At 72.4% G+C, this 16,024-nt stretch carries 14 protein-coding genes and 3 pseudogenes; 10 read left to right on the top strand and 7 right to left on the bottom strand.

Translation table 11 applies throughout. The annotated features are described in order from the left end of the window. The 5 genes and pseudogenes from ACWDAK_RS08660 to ACWDAK_RS08680 form a co-directional block, all read left to right on the top strand. A pseudogene (locus ACWDAK_RS08660) lies at nucleotides 1-342 on the top strand (hypothetical protein); the annotation flags it as partial. 277 nt (nucleotides 343-619) lie between these two features. Beyond that, on the top strand, nucleotides 620-1,372 hold the full coding sequence (locus ACWDAK_RS08665; RefSeq protein WP_427394064.1) for a hypothetical protein: 753 nt from the start codon (nucleotides 620-622) through the stop codon (nucleotides 1,370-1,372). An 11-nt stretch (nucleotides 1,373-1,383) separates the two neighbouring features. Continuing rightward, entirely contained in the window at nucleotides 1,384-2,406 is a 1,023-nt protein-coding gene (gene glnII, locus ACWDAK_RS08670) for a glutamine synthetase (protein ID WP_344635327.1), read from the top strand. Nucleotides 2,407-2,542: 136 nt separating this feature from the next. Further along, nucleotides 2,543-3,193, top strand: a complete 651-nt coding sequence (locus ACWDAK_RS08675; RefSeq protein ID WP_344635328.1) for an HAD family hydrolase — start codon at nucleotides 2,543-2,545, stop codon at nucleotides 3,191-3,193. A gap of 76 nt (nucleotides 3,194-3,269) precedes the next feature. Continuing rightward, entirely contained in the window at nucleotides 3,270-4,403 is a 1,134-nt protein-coding gene (locus ACWDAK_RS08680; protein WP_427394065.1) for a M48 family metallopeptidase, read from the top strand. A gap of 87 nt (nucleotides 4,404-4,490) precedes the next feature. On the opposite strand, the gene cobC is transcribed toward ACWDAK_RS08680, so the two are convergent. Then, entirely contained in the window at nucleotides 4,491-5,957 is a 1,467-nt protein-coding gene (gene cobC / locus ACWDAK_RS08685; RefSeq protein ID WP_427394066.1) for an Rv2231c family pyridoxal phosphate-dependent protein CobC, read from the bottom strand. A gap of 320 nt (nucleotides 5,958-6,277) precedes the next feature. Here cobC and ACWDAK_RS08690 point away from each other — a divergent pair. Beyond that, nucleotides 6,278-6,429: pseudogene (locus ACWDAK_RS08690) on the top strand (cupin); the annotation flags it as partial. 234 nt (nucleotides 6,430-6,663) lie between these two features. Next, the gene (locus ACWDAK_RS08695; protein WP_427394067.1) at nucleotides 6,664-7,785 is read left to right on the top strand and encodes a threonine aldolase family protein; all 1,122 of its coding nucleotides are present in this window, start codon (nucleotides 6,664-6,666) and stop codon (nucleotides 7,783-7,785) included. A 58-nt stretch (nucleotides 7,786-7,843) separates the two neighbouring features. Here ACWDAK_RS08695 and ACWDAK_RS08700 read toward each other — a convergent pair whose 3' ends face one another. Beyond that, entirely contained in the window at nucleotides 7,844-8,563 is a 720-nt protein-coding gene (locus tag ACWDAK_RS08700; RefSeq protein ID WP_427394068.1) for a GbsR/MarR family transcriptional regulator, read from the bottom strand. A 223-nt stretch (nucleotides 8,564-8,786) separates the two neighbouring features. On the opposite strand from ACWDAK_RS08700, the gene ACWDAK_RS08705 reads away from it, so the two are divergent. Further along, entirely contained in the window at nucleotides 8,787-9,971 is a 1,185-nt protein-coding gene (locus ACWDAK_RS08705) for a serine hydrolase domain-containing protein (RefSeq protein WP_427394069.1), read from the top strand. An 85-nt stretch (nucleotides 9,972-10,056) separates the two neighbouring features. Here the strand turns inward: ACWDAK_RS08705 and ACWDAK_RS08710 are convergent, their stop codons facing one another. The 4 genes from ACWDAK_RS08710 to cynR form a co-directional block, all read right to left on the bottom strand. Further along, nucleotides 10,057-11,313, bottom strand: a complete 1,257-nt coding sequence (locus ACWDAK_RS08710) for a hypothetical protein (protein WP_427394070.1) — start codon at nucleotides 11,311-11,313, stop codon at nucleotides 10,057-10,059. Between the two features lie 44 nt (nucleotides 11,314-11,357). Continuing rightward, a complete protein-coding gene (locus ACWDAK_RS08715; RefSeq protein ID WP_427394071.1) occupies nucleotides 11,358-11,882 on the bottom strand; it encodes a hypothetical protein in 525 nt (174 codons plus the stop codon). After that, nucleotides 11,869-12,375, bottom strand: coding sequence for a SigE family RNA polymerase sigma factor (locus tag ACWDAK_RS08720; protein WP_427394072.1), 507 nt, complete (start codon nucleotides 12,373-12,375; stop codon nucleotides 11,869-11,871). Before ACWDAK_RS08720 ends, ACWDAK_RS08715 begins: the two co-directional genes overlap by 14 nt. 234 nt (nucleotides 12,376-12,609) lie before the next feature. After that, on the bottom strand, nucleotides 12,610-13,512 hold the full coding sequence (gene cynR, locus ACWDAK_RS08725) for a transcriptional regulator CynR (protein ID WP_427394073.1): 903 nt from the start codon (nucleotides 13,510-13,512) through the stop codon (nucleotides 12,610-12,612). 122 nt (nucleotides 13,513-13,634) lie between these two features. On the opposite strand from cynR, the gene ACWDAK_RS08730 reads away from it, so the two are divergent. Beyond that, nucleotides 13,635-14,222: a carbonic anhydrase gene (locus ACWDAK_RS08730; protein WP_427394074.1), complete on the top strand. Its 588-nt coding sequence runs from the start codon at nucleotides 13,635-13,637 to the stop codon at nucleotides 14,220-14,222. 100 nt (nucleotides 14,223-14,322) lie between these two features. Beyond that, nucleotides 14,323-14,793: a cyanase gene (cynS, locus tag ACWDAK_RS08735; RefSeq protein ID WP_427394075.1), complete on the top strand. Its 471-nt coding sequence runs from the start codon at nucleotides 14,323-14,325 to the stop codon at nucleotides 14,791-14,793. A gap of 86 nt (nucleotides 14,794-14,879) precedes the next feature. Here the strand turns inward: cynS and ACWDAK_RS08740 are convergent. After that, nucleotides 14,880-16,023, bottom strand: a pseudogene (locus ACWDAK_RS08740) (serine hydrolase domain-containing protein). Nucleotide 16,024: the final 1 nt, after the last annotated feature.

Raw genomic sequence — 16,024 nt, forward strand, 5'->3', positions numbered from 1 at the left:
AACGTGTTCAGCTGGGCGCACCTGTACTACGACTCGTCAAGTGGCCAGAACTGCGCCGTCAACGTGAAGGTGCCCGCTCTCTCCGGCACGCCGAGCTGGACCTACGTCCACCTGGCGACCTGTGCGGAGACGTCCCCGGGCAACTGCACGTCCACCCAGGCCGACGACGACCCGACGGACTTCAGTAAGCGCTACAGCCAGTACGCCGGGCCGGTCCGCGTCAACGCCCAGGGCCACTGCGTCAGCCTGTGGGCGGAGACCTACGACAACGACACCTCCAACCGCATCCACGCCTGGTACTGGAGCGGCCAGTTCGCCCCCGAGGCCTTCCACTGCGGCTGACACCGCCCTCCGGTCGTGTTCGAACCGCGGTGGCCTGCGCCGCCGCCGAAGCACGGAGGAAGCCGGCGGGTGCGCCACCGCCCTCCTCCCTCGGGTCCCGCAGCACGGCAGACCCGACGTGTGGGGTGAGCTCCTCCGGGTGGGCTGTCGTCCGGTTTCCACCCGCAGTACCGTGGTGAGACGGAGTTGTTACACCGGTTCGCCACGCTGGCCGGGTGATCGGGCGCGCCAGGAAGGGCGCGGCCCTGTGGGCAAATCCGTGAAAGGACGCCAGAAGATGCGTGGCATACGTGGAACGGTCCGCCGGCTCGCCGTCACGGCGATGGCGGCCCTCACCCTCGGCGGCGGGCTGACGTTCGCCACCGCCGGCCCGGCCGCGGCTGGCGGCTGGGGCTGCTCCGGCAGCGAGGTGAGCGGCTCGCCGTACGCGGTGAAGGACGACAACGGCAACGTGTTCAGCTGGGCGCACCTGTACTACGACTCGTCAAGTGGCCAGAACTGCGCCGTCAACGTGAAGGTGCCCGCTCTCTCCGGCACGCCGAGCCACACCTACGTCAACCTGGAGGCCTGCGCGGAGACGTCTCCGGCGAGCGACTGCACGCGCACCGCGATCGACCAGGACCCGACGGACAGCAGGCTCTACAGCCAGTTCGCCGGGCCGGTCCGCGTCAACGCCCAGGGCCACTGCATCAGCCTGTGGGCGGAGACCTTCGACAACGACACCCCCGATTCGCAACCACGCCTGGTACTGGAGCGGCCGGTTCGGCAACGCGGCCTTCCACTGCGGCTGACACCGCCCTTTGGTGGGCGCATGCCCTGGCAGCTGGGCGAACGTGGCCCCGGAGTGCGGTTCGAGCGCTCCGGGGCACCGCTCTGTGCGCGCCGGGGCACCGGGCCCGCGGCGGCCTGGCACTGCCGGTGTGTGAGCGTGCCACTGCGGACGGTTGGTTCACATGGGCGTTACATAGGAAAAACAACCGGGAAACGGCGGCTTGCAACAGTACGCAGGCACCCACCACCCAAGCAGTGAGGTACCCCGCGATGGCGATCAAGGCCGAGTACATCTGGATCGACGGCACCAAGCCGACGGCCAAGCTCCGTTCCAAGACTCGTGTTCTGGCCAACGCGGACAAGATCCCCACCTGGGGCTTCGACGGTTCCTCCACCAACCAGGCCGAGGGCCACGCCTCGGACCGCGTGCTGGAGCCGGTCAAGGTCGTGAAGGACCCGATCCGCGGCGGTGACAACATCCTGGTCCTGTGCGAGGTCCTGGAGACCGACGGCACCCCGCACGAGTCCAACACCCGTGCGCTGCTCCGTGAGGTGGCCGAGAAGTTCGCCGCGCAGGAGGCGATCTTCGGCATCGAGCAGGAGTACACCTTCTTCAAGGGCTCCCGCCCGCTCGGTTTCCCCGAGGGCGGCTTCCCGGCCCCGCAGGGCGGCTACTACTGCGGCGTCGGCGCCGAGGAGGTCTTCGGCCGCGAGATCGTCGAGCTGCACCTGGACCGCTGCATCGAGGCCGGCCTGGCCATCTGCGGCATCAACGCCGAGGTCATGCCCGGCCAGTGGGAGTTCCAGATCGGCCCGGTCGACGCCCTGACCGTCTCCGACGACCTGTGGATCGGCCGCTACCTGCTGTACCGCACCGCCGAGGAGTTCGGCATCGACGCCACCCTGGACGCGAAGCCGGCCCGTGGCGACTGGAACGGTGCGGGCGCGCACACCAACTTCTCCACCAAGGCGATGCGCGAGGGCTACGACGCGATCATCACCGCCTGCGAGTCGCTCGGCGAGAGCCAGGAGAAGGTCCTGGAGCACGTCACCCAGTACGGTGCCGACATCGAGTCCCGCCTCACCGGCAAGCACGAGACCGCCCCGTGGAACGTCTACAGCTACGGTGTCTCCGACCGCGGTGCCTCGGTCCGCATCCCGTGGCAGGTCGAGGTCGAGAAGAAGGGCTACATCGAGGACCGCCGCCCGAACGCCAACGTCGACCCGTACGTGGTGACCCGCCTGCTGGTCAACACCTGCTGCTCCGCCCTGGAGAAGGCCGGCCAGGTCTGATCCGGCCCCAGCCGACACTGCCCGCCGGGCGTCTCTCCCCCACGACGGAGACGCCCGGCGGGTTCTTTTCGTCCTGCCTCTTCCGCAGTCGGATACGACGGTGACTCCGCAGTCCCAACTCCCCTATCCTGCGGGAATGATCAAGCCGATTGAACTCGTCATCTTCGACTGCGACGGGGTGCTGGTCGACAGCGAGCGCATCGCCGTGCGCGTGCACGTCACCCTGGGCGCTGAGCTGGGCTGGCCGCTGACCGAAGCCGAGGTGATCAGCCGGTTCGTCGGACGCTCGAGCCGGTCCATCGGCGAGCAGATCGCCGACCGGCTCGGCCGGGAGACGGCCGACACCTGGGAGGAGCGGTTCGTGGAACTGCACCGGGAGGCGGTGGACGCCGGACTCTCCCCGGTCGAGGGGCTGCCCGAGGCGCTGGAGGAGATCACCCTGCCGGTGTGCGTCGCCTCCAGCGGCTCCCACGAGAAGATGCGCCACACCCTCGGCCACACCGGCCTCTACGAGCGCTTCGCGGGCCGCGTCTTCAGCGCCACCGAGGTCTCCCGCGGCAAGCCGGCCCCGGACCTGTTCCTGCACGCCGCCCGGCAGTCGGGCGTCGACCCCGCGGCGTGCGTCGTGGTCGAGGACAGCCGGTACGGCGTCGAGGCGGCCCGCGCCGCCGGCATGCGCTCGCTCGGCTACGCCGGAGGGCTCACCCCCGCCGACTGGCTGGAAGGCCCCGGCACCGTCGTCTTCCACGACATGCGCGAACTCCCGCTCCTCCTCGCCGAGCTGTAACCCGCCACCGGCCCCGGGACAGCCTCCGGCCAGGGACACCCTCCGCTACGGCACCCGGCGCTTCTACGCTTGCGCCATGGACGACTTCACTCCGGAGCAGGTGGCCCGAGGCCGGGCACTGCGCCGCGCCCAGCTGCCGTGGGCCCTCGGCGGCCGGATCGCCGGGCTGCTCTGCACCCTCGCCCTCGGCCTCACCCCGGCCGGAGCCGGACTGGTCACGGCGGCGGGCTCAGTCCTAGGCGGCTCGCGCACCGCGCGGGTGCTGGCCGGCGCCGCCGCCCTGGTGCTGATCGGGCAGCTGCTGCAACTCCCGTTCGGCGCCGGGGTCCGGGTGGTACGGCGCCGCTACGGCCTGGTCACCCAGGGCTGGGCCGGCTGGGCCGTGGACGCGCTGCGCGGGCTCGGGCTCACCCTGCTGCTCGGACTGCCGGTGGTGTACGGGCTGTACGCGCTCACCGATCGCTCCCCGCACGGCTGGTGGCTGCCCGCCGCCGGTTTCGCCGCGCTGCTCACCACCACCCTGTCCTTCCTGTATCCGCTGCTGATCGAACCGGTCTTCAACCGCTTCACCCCGATGCCGGAGGGCCCGCTCCGCACCGCTCTGCTCGACCTGGCCGCTCGCGACGCGATCCGGGTCAAGGAGGTGCTGGTCGCCGACGCCTCCCGCCGCACCACCGCCCTCAACGCGTACGTCTCCGGCTTCGGCGCCACCCGGCGGATCGTCGCCTACGACACGCTCCTGTCCGCCGCCGAGCCACGCGAGGTCGAGCTGGTGGTGGCCCATGAGCTGGGACACGTCAAACACCGGGACGTGCTCACCGGGACGGTCCTGGGCGCGCTGGGCGCGGCCGTCGCGGTCGCCCTGATGGGGCTGCTCGCCGACCGGTCCGTGCTGCTCACGGCCGCCGGCGCCGCGGACGCGGCCGACCCGCGTTCGCTGCCGCTGCTGGCTGCCTGTGCCGCGCTGATCGGTGCCCCAGCCGGGCCGCCGCAGTGCGCGGTGAGCCGCCGGGTCGAGACCCGGGCCGACCGGCACGCGCTCGAACTCACTTCGGATCCCGAGCAGTTCATCGCCATGCAGCGCCGCCTCGCGGTCACCAACGTCTCCGACGTCGACCCGCCCCGGCTGCTGGAACTCCTCTTCGCCACCCACCCCAGCGCCACCCGGCGGATCGCCGCCGCCCGTGCTTGGCGGCCCGCCCCGGCGTGACGTCACGGCTACCCGGGGCGCGACGCCCGCCGAAGTGGCCGAGAGGTGACGGCGGTTGACGTCAGTCGGCGATCCGCCGCACGGCCCTCAGCCCTCGATGGCGGTGGCGAGCGCGGCGAGGAAGCGGTCGGTGGTGGCCTCGTCCCGTACCGCGATCCGCAGCCAGTCGGGACCGAGGCCGGGGAAGGTGTCGCCGCGCCGCACCGCGAACCCGGTCGCGCGCAGCCGTTCGCGGACCGCCGCCGCGCCGGGCAGTTCGATCAGCACGAAGGAGGCGGCCGGCTCGCCGTGCACCCGGACGCCGGGGAACGCGGCGAGGCCCCCCAGCAGGTGGGTGCGCTGCTCGGCGGTGGTGCGCGCGGCCTGCTCGGCCTCGGCGAGCGCGGCGGGCGCGCTGCACACCTCGGCGGCGACCAGCGCGGGAGTGGAGACCGGCCAGAGCGGCTGGGCGGCGGCGAGTTCGGCGACCAGGCCGGCCGGGCCGAGCACATAGCCGATCCGCAGTCCCGCCAGCCCCCAGGTCTTGGTCAGACTGCGCAGCACCACCACGCGGCCGGGCAGGTCGCGGAACCCGGGCCCGGCCAGCGACTCGGTCTCACCCGGGACGGTGTCCATGAACGCCTCGTCGACCACCAGCGTCCGCCCGGGCCGGGCGAGCGCGGCCACTCCGGCGGCCGGGTGGAGCACGGACGTCGGATTGGTCGGATTGCCGAGCACCACCAGGTCGGCCTCCTCGGGCACCGCACCCGGCGTGAGCCGGAACCCCTCGGCGGGCGAGAGGACCGCCCGGTGGACGGTGATCCCGGCGTCGCGCAGGGCGGCCTCCGGTTCGGTGAACTGAGGGTGCACGACCGCGGCATGGCGCGGCTTCAGGACGCGGGCGAGCAGGACGAAAGCCTCGGCCGCACCCGAGGTCAGCAGCACCTCGTCCACCGGCCGCCGGTGCCGGGCGGCGACGGCGGCCCGGGCCGCGCTCTGCTCGGGGTAGGCCGCGAGATCGCCGAGGGTGGCGGCCAGCCGCTCGCGGAGCCAGGACGGCGGCGTGCCGGTACGGACGTTGACGGCCAGGTCGACCAGTCCGGCGCTTCGCACCTCGGCGTCGCCGTGGTGGCGGAGATCGGGCTCGATGGTCATCACGTCGTGGCTCCTGGCGGAAGGGGGCGGTGGGGTGGCTCGCGGCGAGGACTGTCGGACGACCGCCGCGGTGGCCCGGGCGGACTTGCGCTTGGGGACCAGCAGTTCGCCGTCGGGCGCGGAGAGCAGGGCTGCAGCCTCCGCGACGCTCGGCGTACCGGCCGCGGCCAGCACGGAGGAGGACGGATGCGGAACGGGGACGGCGGCCAGCGCCTCGGCCTCATGGCCGACCAGCGGCACCCGCAACTCCCGGGCCGCCGTCAGCAGGCCGGGCTCCTCGGCCTTGCCGCGTACGGTGGCCAGTTGGGCGATCCGGTCACGTCCGAGGCCGGTCTCGGCCAAGACGGCGTCGATCAGGCCGAGCACCTCGCCGGCCGCCACCCCCCGGCTCGCCCCCACCCCCACGACCACGTCCCGCACTCGAACACCCCCGGTGATCCCGTCTGCCCCATCAGCCCCGGAATCCCACCACGGCCCCGATGAGCAGGTCAATCGTTTGATCGGTGACCGAGACCCGGCGGGGGCGACGAGCCGTCCGCAGCGGATCGCGGGCCGCCGGACCGGGGCCGGGGCGGCGGACTGCCGAGTGTGTCGACGATCGCGCGGCAGGCCGGGGCGCCCGAACGGGATAACGGGGCGCCCCGGCCGCGTCGTCGGCTACAGGTCGTCGGCTAGAGGTCGAGCTGGTACCCGAGCGACCGGTGGGTCGGCCGGTAGCCGAGGGCATCGTTGATGGCCCGGGCGCGGAGGAGATGGTGCGACTGCGGCGGGCAGCGCCGTGATCGTCCCCCGCGGTCGCTGGCACCGCCTGGAACTGGACGGTCCCAGCGACCTGATGTCGATCACCCTTCGCGACGGCACCCGCCTCGAAAGGCGCACCGACGCCCGGTGAGCGGAAGGTGGCCCGGTACACCCGCTGCCGGGCCACCGCCGCTCCGCGAGTTCGCGATCCGTAATGTCGGCGGGGGTGGGGCGCCGGGGAACCAGCTGCCCCACTCCTCCCGTGCCGCCGCCCATGTCGGCCGGATCCCGCTCAGGTTCTGCCTGCACGACCGGGGTCAGGCCCGGGGCCTTCGCCTGCGAAAAGTGCTTGGCCCGGCTGACCTGTCGAGCCGAGAATCGCCGGATGAGCGATGATCAGAGCACTGCCAATGATCAACAGCGGCGCCGCGCGGCCCGCAGGGCCTGCAAGCGGTTTCTCTCCGGCGAGCGTTCCGCCAGCATCCGGGAGCGGCTGACCGAACTCGCCGCCCTGGACGGGCTGGACGTCGAGCCCGACATCTACGGCGGCGACGGCCCGGTGCAGCAACTGGAGGAGCGGACCGCCGCGCTGCTGGGCAAGGAGGACGCGGTCTTCTTCCCCACCGGCACCATGGCCCAGCAGGTCGCGCTGCGCTACGGCGCCGAGCTGACCGGCCGTTCGGCCGTCGCACTCCATCCGCTCAGCCATCTGGAGCGGCACGAGCGGCACGCCTACGCCCAGCTCACCGGTCTGCGCGGCCTGTGGCCCACCACCGAGCAGCGGCAGCCGACCACCGAGGAACTCGGCGCGCTGGGCGAGCCGTTCGGCACCCTGGCGGTCGAACTCCCGCTGCGCGACCCCGGCTATCTGCTGCCGAGCTGGGAAGAGTTGGTCGAGCTCACCGAGGCGGCCCGCGCGACCGGTGCCCGGGTGCACTTCGACGGTGCCCGACTGTGGAACACGACAACCCATTTCGGCAAGCCGCTTGACGAGATATCGGCGCTCGCCGACAGCGTCTACGTTTCCTTCTACAAGGACCTCCGCGGCATCAGCGGTGCTGCACTGGCCGGCGACGCGGCGCTCACCGCCTACGCCCGCACCTGGCGCCACCGCTACGGCGGCACGCTCTTCCAGCAGTGGCCGGCCGCGCTTGCCGCGCTGGCGGGTCTGGATACCCTCCTGTCCGAGCTACCCGCCTTCGCCCGTCACGCCGCGACCCTCGCCCCGGCCCTGGCCGCGCTCCCCGGTGCCCGGATCCACCCCGTCGTCCCGCCCACCCACGAGTTCCAGCTCTGGCTCCCGCACCCCGCAAAGGCCCTGAACGCGGCCCACTTGGCCCTCGCCGAGCAGGAGCGGACCTGGTTCGTCTCGCACTGGACCGATGCCGCACCCGGCCTGGCGATGGCGGAGGTGAGTCTCACCGGCCCGGCGCTGGAGTGGACGGCAGACGAGGTGACCGACATCGGGCTGCGCTTCCTGGAGCTGGCGGCCGGTTCCGCATATTAGGAGCGAAGAACGCGCTCGCGCAGAGGGGTGAAGCCGGCGCGGCCGAACATGTGTCGCTTCAGGACGAGGCTGAGCCGCTCTCCTCGTGCCACTGCCGGACGGTCCGCACGATGTCCTGGCCGATCCGGTCCAGCAACGCGGCCGCGCCGTCCATCCGGGCGCCAGCGGGCGTGGCGGGGCCGAGCAGTTCGGCGCCGTGGCGGGCGATTCCGGCGAGCATCGCGTTCCGTTCGGCGCTGGCCAGCAGAGCGCGGTACCAGACGTCGTCGTCGATGACGTACCGCTCGCGGCGCTGCCGTTCGTCGCGCTCCCGGCGGACCAGCGCCTGGCCCTCCAGGTAGCCGATCGCCTTCGAGACGGAGGCCGGGCTGACCCGCAGCCGTTGCACCAGTTCGCCGGCCGTCACGCTGCCGTCGTCGGTGACGTGGAGGCAGGCGAGCACCCGGGCCACCATCCGGGGCATGCCGCTGTGCACCAGCAACTCGGCCAGTTGGTCGGCGAATTCGCGTACGGCGGCAGGGTCTCGGTCTGCGGCGCCAGGGGCTGCGACGGCCGTGCGCGAGGCTGCCGTGGTATGGCTGCGGCGGGAGCGCTGGACGGTCGCGCGCTGGGCGTGGTCGGCGCGGTAGCCGGACGGACCGCCGTTGCGGGCGATCTCGCGGGTGACGGTCGATGTCGGCCGCCCGAGGCCGCGGGCGATCTCGCCGTAGCCGAGTCCCTCGGCCAGGCCGGTGGCGATCCGGCGGCGGTCCTGCTGGGTCAGTCTGGCTCCGGGCATCCGTCCTCGTTTCCTCGCGATCGCCAGGACAGTATCCGTCCGGCATGGAGGTTGTTGCAATGGAGATGGGTTGGTGTTGCATTTGCCAGCAGGCCCATTGCAAGGAAATTCATGCCTCTATCTGCAGATCTGCAGTACAGGCGCAGAGTTGATGTTGACGGACCTGTGAATCAACGGGACAGTTCTTCCCGGAATGCGAAACACAACCAAGGGGGAACGCGCCATGAGGATCACCACCCGCGCCACCGTCACCGCCCTGCTCGCCGGGGCCGTGCTCACCGCCACCGCCGCCACGCCGGCGTTCGCCGATCAGGCCGAGCAGGGCGGCCACCCGGGCGTGCAGACCGTCCTCGACCGGGCCGTGACGGAAGGCGGAGTGCCCGGCATCGTCGCCGAGGTCCGGGACGGCCACCGCCACTGGTTCGGCAGCGCCGGCGTCGCCGACACCGCCACCTGGCGGGCCCGCCACGCGCACGACCGGTTCCGGATCGGCAGCACCACCAAGACCTTCGTGGCCACCGTCCTGCTCCAGCTCGCCGCCGAGGGCCGGCTGAGCCTCGACGACAGCGTCGAGCACTGGTTGCCCGGCGTCGTCGACGGCCCCGGTTACGAGCCCGACCGGATCACCGTCCGACAACTGCTCAACCACACCAGCGGCATCTACAACTTCGCGGTGGACGAGAAGGTCATCGACGAGAACAAGGGCACCCCCTTCCTGCAGCACCGCTTCGACCGCTACACCCCCGAGCAGCTCGTCCGGATCGCCATGGCCCACCAGCCCGACTTCGCCCCCGGTGCCGGCTGGACGTACTCCGACACCAACTACGTCCTCGCCGGGATGATCGTCGAACGGGCCACCGGCAGCACCCTCGCCGAGCAGATCGAGCAGCGGATCGTCGCTCCGCTCGGCCTGACCGGCACCTACACGCCCGCCCCCGACGACGTCACCATCCACGGGCCGCACGGACGCGCGTACTCCCACCTCTGGGACCTCGACCCGAACGCCCCCGCCTACGACGTCACCGAGCTGAGCCCGTCCTGGGGCTGGGCGTCCGGCGACATGATCTCCACCGCCCCCGACCTCGCCACCTTCTTCGGCGCGCTGCTGGGCGGACTGCTGTTGCCGCCCGCCCAGCAGGAGGAGATGTTCACGATGATCCCGACGCCCAAGGGCAAGTGGATCGACAACACGACCTACGGCCTGGGCGTCAGCTCGATCAAGCTGGACTGCGGCGCCACCGTCTGGGGCATGGGCGGTGCCATCAACGGCTCGTGGAGCTACACCTACGGCACCCGGGACGGCCGGCGCCTGCTCGCCACCAACGTCAACGGCGACTGGGTGAAGGGCAGTGGGCCGATCACGGTGTTCACCGACGAGCTGTCGGCGGAGTTCTGCCCCGCTTCGTGACGGGCCGGACGGCCGCTACGAGACGTCCGGACGCGGTCCGCAACACGCGGTCGTACGCCTGTGGCGCGAGGAAGCCCCCGCCCGCTCAGATCGCATAGTGCCAAGTGGTGAGCATGTAGGCGCCGTACCAGCAGCCGAACAGCGCCGAGGCGGCCAGGACGAGGGCGCGGGTGGCGGGGCGGGCCCTGGCGAGTGCGGTGGCGGTGGGGATGAGGAAGATCAGGGCGGGGGTGAGCAGGCGGAGCTTGCAGTGGTAGTAGTTGCTCTGCCCGAGGGTGAGCACGATGATCACCGCGCCGTGGACGAGCAGGGGCGGCCAGGTGGTGCGCCGGCAGGCGAGCAGTGCGGCGAGGAGATGGGCGAGCAGGAGCACGGCGACGCTGACCGGAACCCAGCCCTCGCCGGAGTGCAGGGTCTCGGTGAGGAACTGCCACAGGGAGCTGCCCCGGTCCCAGTGGGTTCCCCAGCCGGCTTCCTGGATGGTGAACCAGGCGTCGACCGGGCCGACGCGCTCCGCGACCCACCACAGATAGCCCGGGGTGCTGGTGCAGGCCAGCAGGGCGGCGGCGATGGGCCGCCAGGAGAGCCGCCGCTCGCGGCGCAGCTGGATGAGGGCGGCCAGGGCGAGGGCGGCGACGACGGCGACGCCGACGGGCCGGGTCAGGCCGGTCAGGAAGGCGCAGCAACCGGCGGTGAGCCAGGCCCGGCGGTGGGCGGCGAGGAGGGTGGCCGCGGCGAGGGCGAGGAACAGGGACTCGCTGTAGGCCATGAAGAACGTGATCGACATGGGCTGCGCAGCGGCGAGCAGAACGATGCCCACGGTGGCGGTGCGCCGGGTGTACAAGCGGGCCAGGAGTCTGTGCACGATCAACAGCGCGGCGATGGTGGCCAGTTGGGCGGCGACGATCGCCGCTGTGCCCCAGCCGAGGCCGGTCACGGCGTGAACGGCGCGGACCGCCAGCGGGTAGAGCGGGAAGAACGCCAGGTTGTTGCCGGTGAGTTCGCCGTCCGGGGTGTAGGTGAAACCGTGCGGGTAACCCTCGGCGGCTATCTGGGTGTAGAGCCGTCCGTCCCACGCCTGGAGCCGGTCGCTGACCGCGGGCCCGTGCGGGGGGATCATGGCGGACAGCAGTACCAGGTGCAGCACGAGTGCCGCCGTGTACACGGCGAGGGCGGGCCGGGCCGCGTACCAGGCCCGCCGCGGCGCGGCGGGCCCCAGCGGGGTACGGGCCGGGTCGGCCCTGCGCGGTGCGGCCGGGGGCGCGGCTGGCGGTGCGGTGATGGCCGGTGCCGGGAGCCGGCCGGTCAGGCGGACATGGTCGTGCAGGGACGGACTGGGCATGAACGTCCTGGTTCGTCGGAGGGGTTCGGGGCCGCCGGGGCGGGTCAGCGCGGTGGGATGCCGGCGGTGGGACTGGTGGTCGGCGGCGGGCTGGAGATCGAGGGCGGGCTGGTGGTCGGCGGCGGGCTGATGGTCGGGGGCGGGCTGGAGATCGGGGGCAGGCTGGTGGTCGGGGGCGGGCTGGAGATCGAGGGCTCGCGGGAGGGCGTTGATCCGCCCGGCTGTGTCGGTGTGGCGGTGCGGGACGGAGAGGGAGGGCTCGGGTTCGCGCTGGCCTGCTCCGTCGGAGTGGGGCTGGGGAAGGCGGTCCCGGTGGAGGGTGAAGTCCCGGCCGGAGCAATGGGGTTGACGGTGCGGACGGGATTGCCGCCGGGGGTGAGGGAGATCGTCAGGACCGCGGCGGCGGTGCACAGGCAGGCGGCGCCGGCCATGGCGGCGGCCACCCGTCGCCGGTGACGCCTTCTGCCGAAGGCGGCGATCCGCGCCGCGGGGACGACCTCGGTCCGCGCGGCAGCCTCCGCCGCGGCAGCGCGCAGCAGGGCGGCGACGCGCTCATCACTGGGAGTCATCGGCGTTCTCCTCGGTGTGGGAGGGTTCGCCCAGGTGCTGGGCCAGGGCGGCCCGTGCTCGGGACAGGTGGGCCTTGACGGTGCCGGTGGCCATCCCGGTCTCCGTGGCGATCTGCGCCACGGGCAGGTCGCAGACGTAGAACAGGGCGGCGCACAGGCGTTGCCTGGGCGGGAGCCGCTGCAGCGCGGCGGTCAGGTCGACGGTGTCCGGGACGGGGCCGGCGACCTGCGGGGCGTCGCCGTGGCGCAGCCAGGCCTGGGCCGCGGTCCGTGTGCGCCGCCAGCGACTGACCGCCAGCCGCCAGGCCACCGTACGGACCCAGGCCTCCGGTGCCGCCTCGCGGTCCAGCCGCCTGCGCCGGCCCCACGCCCGCACGAACGCTTCCTGTACGACGTCCTGGGCCTCGTGCAGGTCACCGGTCATCAGATGCAGCTGGCCGGTGAGCCGGCGGACCGAGTGCGTGTAGAACTCGGTGAACTCCTCCTCGGTCAACGGTCGGCTCCTTGAAAGATCGGCTACTCGAACTCCCTACGTTCGGCCGCGCGGGTCTGGTTGACATGGAGAGACGCAGATCACACCGGGTATGGTGGATGTGGTCGGCTGGGCCCCGTGCGGACCGCCTGAACAGCGGTGGTGCAGCTGCCGTTGAGAGCGGCGACCGGCAGCGGCGACCGGCGGCTCAGGCCAGGGTCGAGTCGCGGGGTGAGCCCAGCGGGGGTGCGGCGGTCAGGCCGGGGCGTAGCCGCGGGCGCGGACCAGGTCCTCGGTGAGGCGGGTGAAGGTACGGGCGGCGGCGCTCTGGTAGGCGTTCTCGCGGCGTAGCAGGGCGACGGTCCGTGCGGGCAGGGCGGGTTCGAGGGGGACGGGCGCCAGGTGGGGGTGGTCGTGGGTGACCGCGTCGGGCAGGACGGTGGCCATCGGTGTGCGCTGGACGATCTCGGTGAGGGCCTGGATGGAGTTGGCCTCGACGGCGATACGGGGGCTGACCCGGTGGCGGTCGAAGTAGGCGTCGATGTGGCTGCGGGTGGCGAAGTCTCCGCTCAGCAGGGCAAGGTGATAGTCAGTTAGCTCGTGGACGGACAGTGGTGCGGCCGGGCGGGCGTCGGGGCGCGGGCCGGTCACGAGGCTGAGGGTCTCGGTGAACAGGGCGGCCTGGGCGATGCCCGGCAGGTGGGGGCCGTCGAAGGCGATGCCGAGGTCGAGGTCGTCGGAGAGCAGCGCCGACTCGATGCGGTCCTGGGTCATCTCCCTGATCTCCAGGGTGATGCCGGGGTGGCGGCCGTGCAGTTCGGCGGTGAGCGGACCAACCAGGTAGGCGGTGAACGTGGGGGTGAGCGCGAGGCGCAGGTGGCCGCGGGAGAGGTCCTGTACGTCATGGAGGGCGCGCTCGGCGGCGGCCAGGTCGCGCAGGGCGCGGCGGGCGTAGTGGAGGTAGGCGGCGCCGGCGTCGGTGGGCCGTACGGTGCGGCCGGTGCGGTCCAGCAGCTGTACGCCGACGGTGCGTTCCAACTGCCTGATCTGCTGGGAGAGGGTGGGCTGGGAGATGTGCAGCTCTTCGGCGGCGCGGGTGAAGTTGCCGTGTTCCGCGACGGCGAGCAGATAGCGCAGATGACGCAGTTCCAGGGCCATGCGTCAACCATAGATGACATCACTGGTATCTATCGACAGCAAGTCTTGGACGCTATAGCAACAGGTCGTGCATGGTGGATTCAGCCGGCCCCACAGGGCGGCGCCCACCGAAGGGAGTGACCGTGCCAGACCTGGCAGCAGGACTCGCGCGCTTCAGGCGCGAGGTCTTCCCGGCCAAGGCGGAGCTCTTCGCCCGCCTGGCGGACACCCACCGGCCGACGACGCTGTTCATCGGCTGCTCCGACGCCCGCGTGGTGCCGGAGCTGATCACCGGCAGCGAGCCGGGCGAACTGTTCGTCATCCGCACCGCCGGCAACCTCGTCCCGGCTCATGCGCCCGGCCCGGACGGCGTCGCGGCCGGCATCGAGTACGCCCTCGCCGTCCTGGGCGTCACGGACATCGTCGTCTGCGGGCACTCCGCCTGCGGCGCGATGACCGCCCTGGCCGAAGGCCATGACCTGGGCGCCCTGCCGGCGATCGTCGGCTGGCTGCGCCACGCGGACGCCGCCCTGGCCCGCGCCGCCGGTGCCGGGGTGGACGCGCTGGTGCGCGCCAACGTCCGCGCGCAGCTGGTGAATCTGGCCACCCACCCGTCGGTGGCCCGCGCCCTGGCGGAGCGGAAGGTCACCCTGCACGGCTGGGTCTACGACATCCCCACCGGCGCGGTCGCCGTCCTCGACGCCGACGGTGTCCCCGGCCTGGCGGCCTGACTCCCGCCCTCCCCGTGATCAGGGGCAGTCCCGTCTCGCGGGGCACCCGAACCTGCCGCTCCGGCCCGCGGACCGGCATACCAGAAAGGACCAACTTCCCATGGTGCACGCACAGTTCGACCCCGCCGCCCGCCAGGCGCTGGCCGTCGTCGCCGTCGAGGCCAAGATCCGCCGGGACCTGACCTGGCAGCAGATCGCCGACGCCGCCGGCCTGTCGGTCGCTTTCACCACCGCCGCCGTGCTCGGCCAGCACGCCCTGCCGGAGGAGTCCGCCCGGGCGGTCGCCGAGCTGCTGGGCCTGGACGAGGATGCGGTGATGCTGCTGCGGACCGTCCCCACCCGGGGCTCGATCCCCGGCGGCATCCCGACCGACCCGACCATCTACCGCTTCTACGAGATGCTCCAGGTCTACGGCACCACCCTCAAGGCCCTGGTCCACGAGCAGTTCGGAGACGGCATCATCTCGGCGATCAACTTCAAGCTGGACGTGAAGAAGGTCGCCGACCCCGAGGGCGGCGAGCGTGCGGTGATCACGCTCGACGGCAAGTACCTGCCGACCAAGCCCTTCTGATCCGGGCTCGTCCGGGACGTATCGGATCGACAGGCTCAACAGGCGGTCCCTCGCCGGTCCTCGGGGGCCGGCGAGGGCCGTACGCCTCAGCCCAGGCACTCCCGTACGGCCGCGACGAGCTGCTTGGCCCGGGCGTCACCGTAGCCGACCATCCGGTTGGCGACGTAGCCGAAGCCCACCCCGAACTCGTCGTCCCCGAAGGCGAACTGGCCGCCCGCGCCGTCGTTGCCGAAGCTGCGCGGGCCGAGCATGGGCCGGAACCGGGGTGCGTCCAGCAGGAAGCCCGCACCCCAGCGGGCGCCCAGGTCGGGGAAGCCCGACCAGGAGGGGCCGGCCGACAGCTCCCGCAACGCGTCCGTGACGGTGTCCGTCGTGAGCAGCCGGGCCGAGCCGTCGACTCCGGTCGCGGCGGCGGCGTACAGCGCGGCCAGGCCGCTCGCGGAGGAGACCGCGCCCGCCCCGGGGAACTCGGCGGTGAGCAGCGCGGGGTCGTTCCAGCCGCGGGGCTGGTCGAGGCCGGGGAAGACGAGTGCGCCGTTCATGGTCACGATGCGCATGATCAGGGTCTCGGGGCCGGGCATCGGCGGACGCCCCTCGGCCTCGGCCAGCCGGGCCAGCCGCTCGAGTTCGTCCTGCGGCAGGCCGATCCAGGTCCGCAGCCCCAGCACGTCACCGACGGTCTTGCGGAAGTAGGCACCCGGGGTGAGCCCGGTGATCCGCCGGATGAGCTCGCCGATCAGGAAGCCGAAGACGTGCCCGTGGTACTCGTGGGCCGCACCCGGCTCCCACAGCGGCTGCTGCTCCTCGATCGCGTGGACCACCGGGGTCCACTCGGTGATCTCCTCGAAGCTCAGCACGCGGTCGAGCGCGGGGAGGCCGGCGCGGTGCCCGAGCACCATCCGCGGCGTGATCGCCTCCTTGCCGTTCCGCGCGAACTCGGGCCAGTAGCGGGCCACCGGGGCGTCGAGGTCCAGCCGCCCCTCCTGTGCGAGCAGGTGGGCGCAGATGCTGACGAGGCCCTTGGCGCAGGAGAAGACCGGCGCGATCGTGTCCTCGGTCCAGGGCCGGCCGTCGCGCTCGTCCGCGATCCCGCCCCACAGGTCGACGACCTTGCGTCCGCCGGCGAACACGGTTACGGCCGCGCCGAGTTTCGCCGTGCTCGGCGAAGTTCCGGGCGAACGCGTCCGCGACCGCCCCGAACCGCTCGTCGGCCCATCCGCTGTACTCCACT

This window comes from Kitasatospora sp. NPDC001175 (assembly GCF_053598215.1).

Coding starts and splice junctions, on each gene's coding strand:
- ACWDAK_RS08665 (WP_427394064.1), top strand. CDS start 620: ATGCGTGGCATACGTGGAACGGTCCGCCGGCTCGCCGTCACGGCGATG.
- glnII (WP_344635327.1), top strand. CDS start 1,384: ATGGCGATCAAGGCCGAGTACATCTGGATCGACGGCACCAAGCCGACG.
- ACWDAK_RS08675 (WP_344635328.1), top strand. CDS start 2,543: ATGATCAAGCCGATTGAACTCGTCATCTTCGACTGCGACGGGGTGCTG.
- ACWDAK_RS08680 (WP_427394065.1), top strand. CDS start 3,270: ATGGACGACTTCACTCCGGAGCAGGTGGCCCGAGGCCGGGCACTGCGC.
- ACWDAK_RS08695 (WP_427394067.1), top strand. CDS start 6,664: ATGAGCGATGATCAGAGCACTGCCAATGATCAACAGCGGCGCCGCGCG.
- ACWDAK_RS08700 (WP_427394068.1), bottom strand. CDS start 8,563: ATGCCCGGAGCCAGACTGACCCAGCAGGACCGCCGCCGGATCGCCACC.
- ACWDAK_RS08705 (WP_427394069.1), top strand. CDS start 8,787: ATGAGGATCACCACCCGCGCCACCGTCACCGCCCTGCTCGCCGGGGCC.
- ACWDAK_RS08710 (WP_427394070.1), bottom strand. CDS start 11,313: ATGCCCAGTCCGTCCCTGCACGACCATGTCCGCCTGACCGGCCGGCTC.
- ACWDAK_RS08715 (WP_427394071.1), bottom strand. CDS start 11,882: ATGACTCCCAGTGATGAGCGCGTCGCCGCCCTGCTGCGCGCTGCCGCG.
- cynR (WP_427394073.1), bottom strand. CDS start 13,512: ATGGCCCTGGAACTGCGTCATCTGCGCTATCTGCTCGCCGTCGCGGAA.
- cynS (WP_427394075.1), top strand. CDS start 14,323: ATGGTGCACGCACAGTTCGACCCCGCCGCCCGCCAGGCGCTGGCCGTC.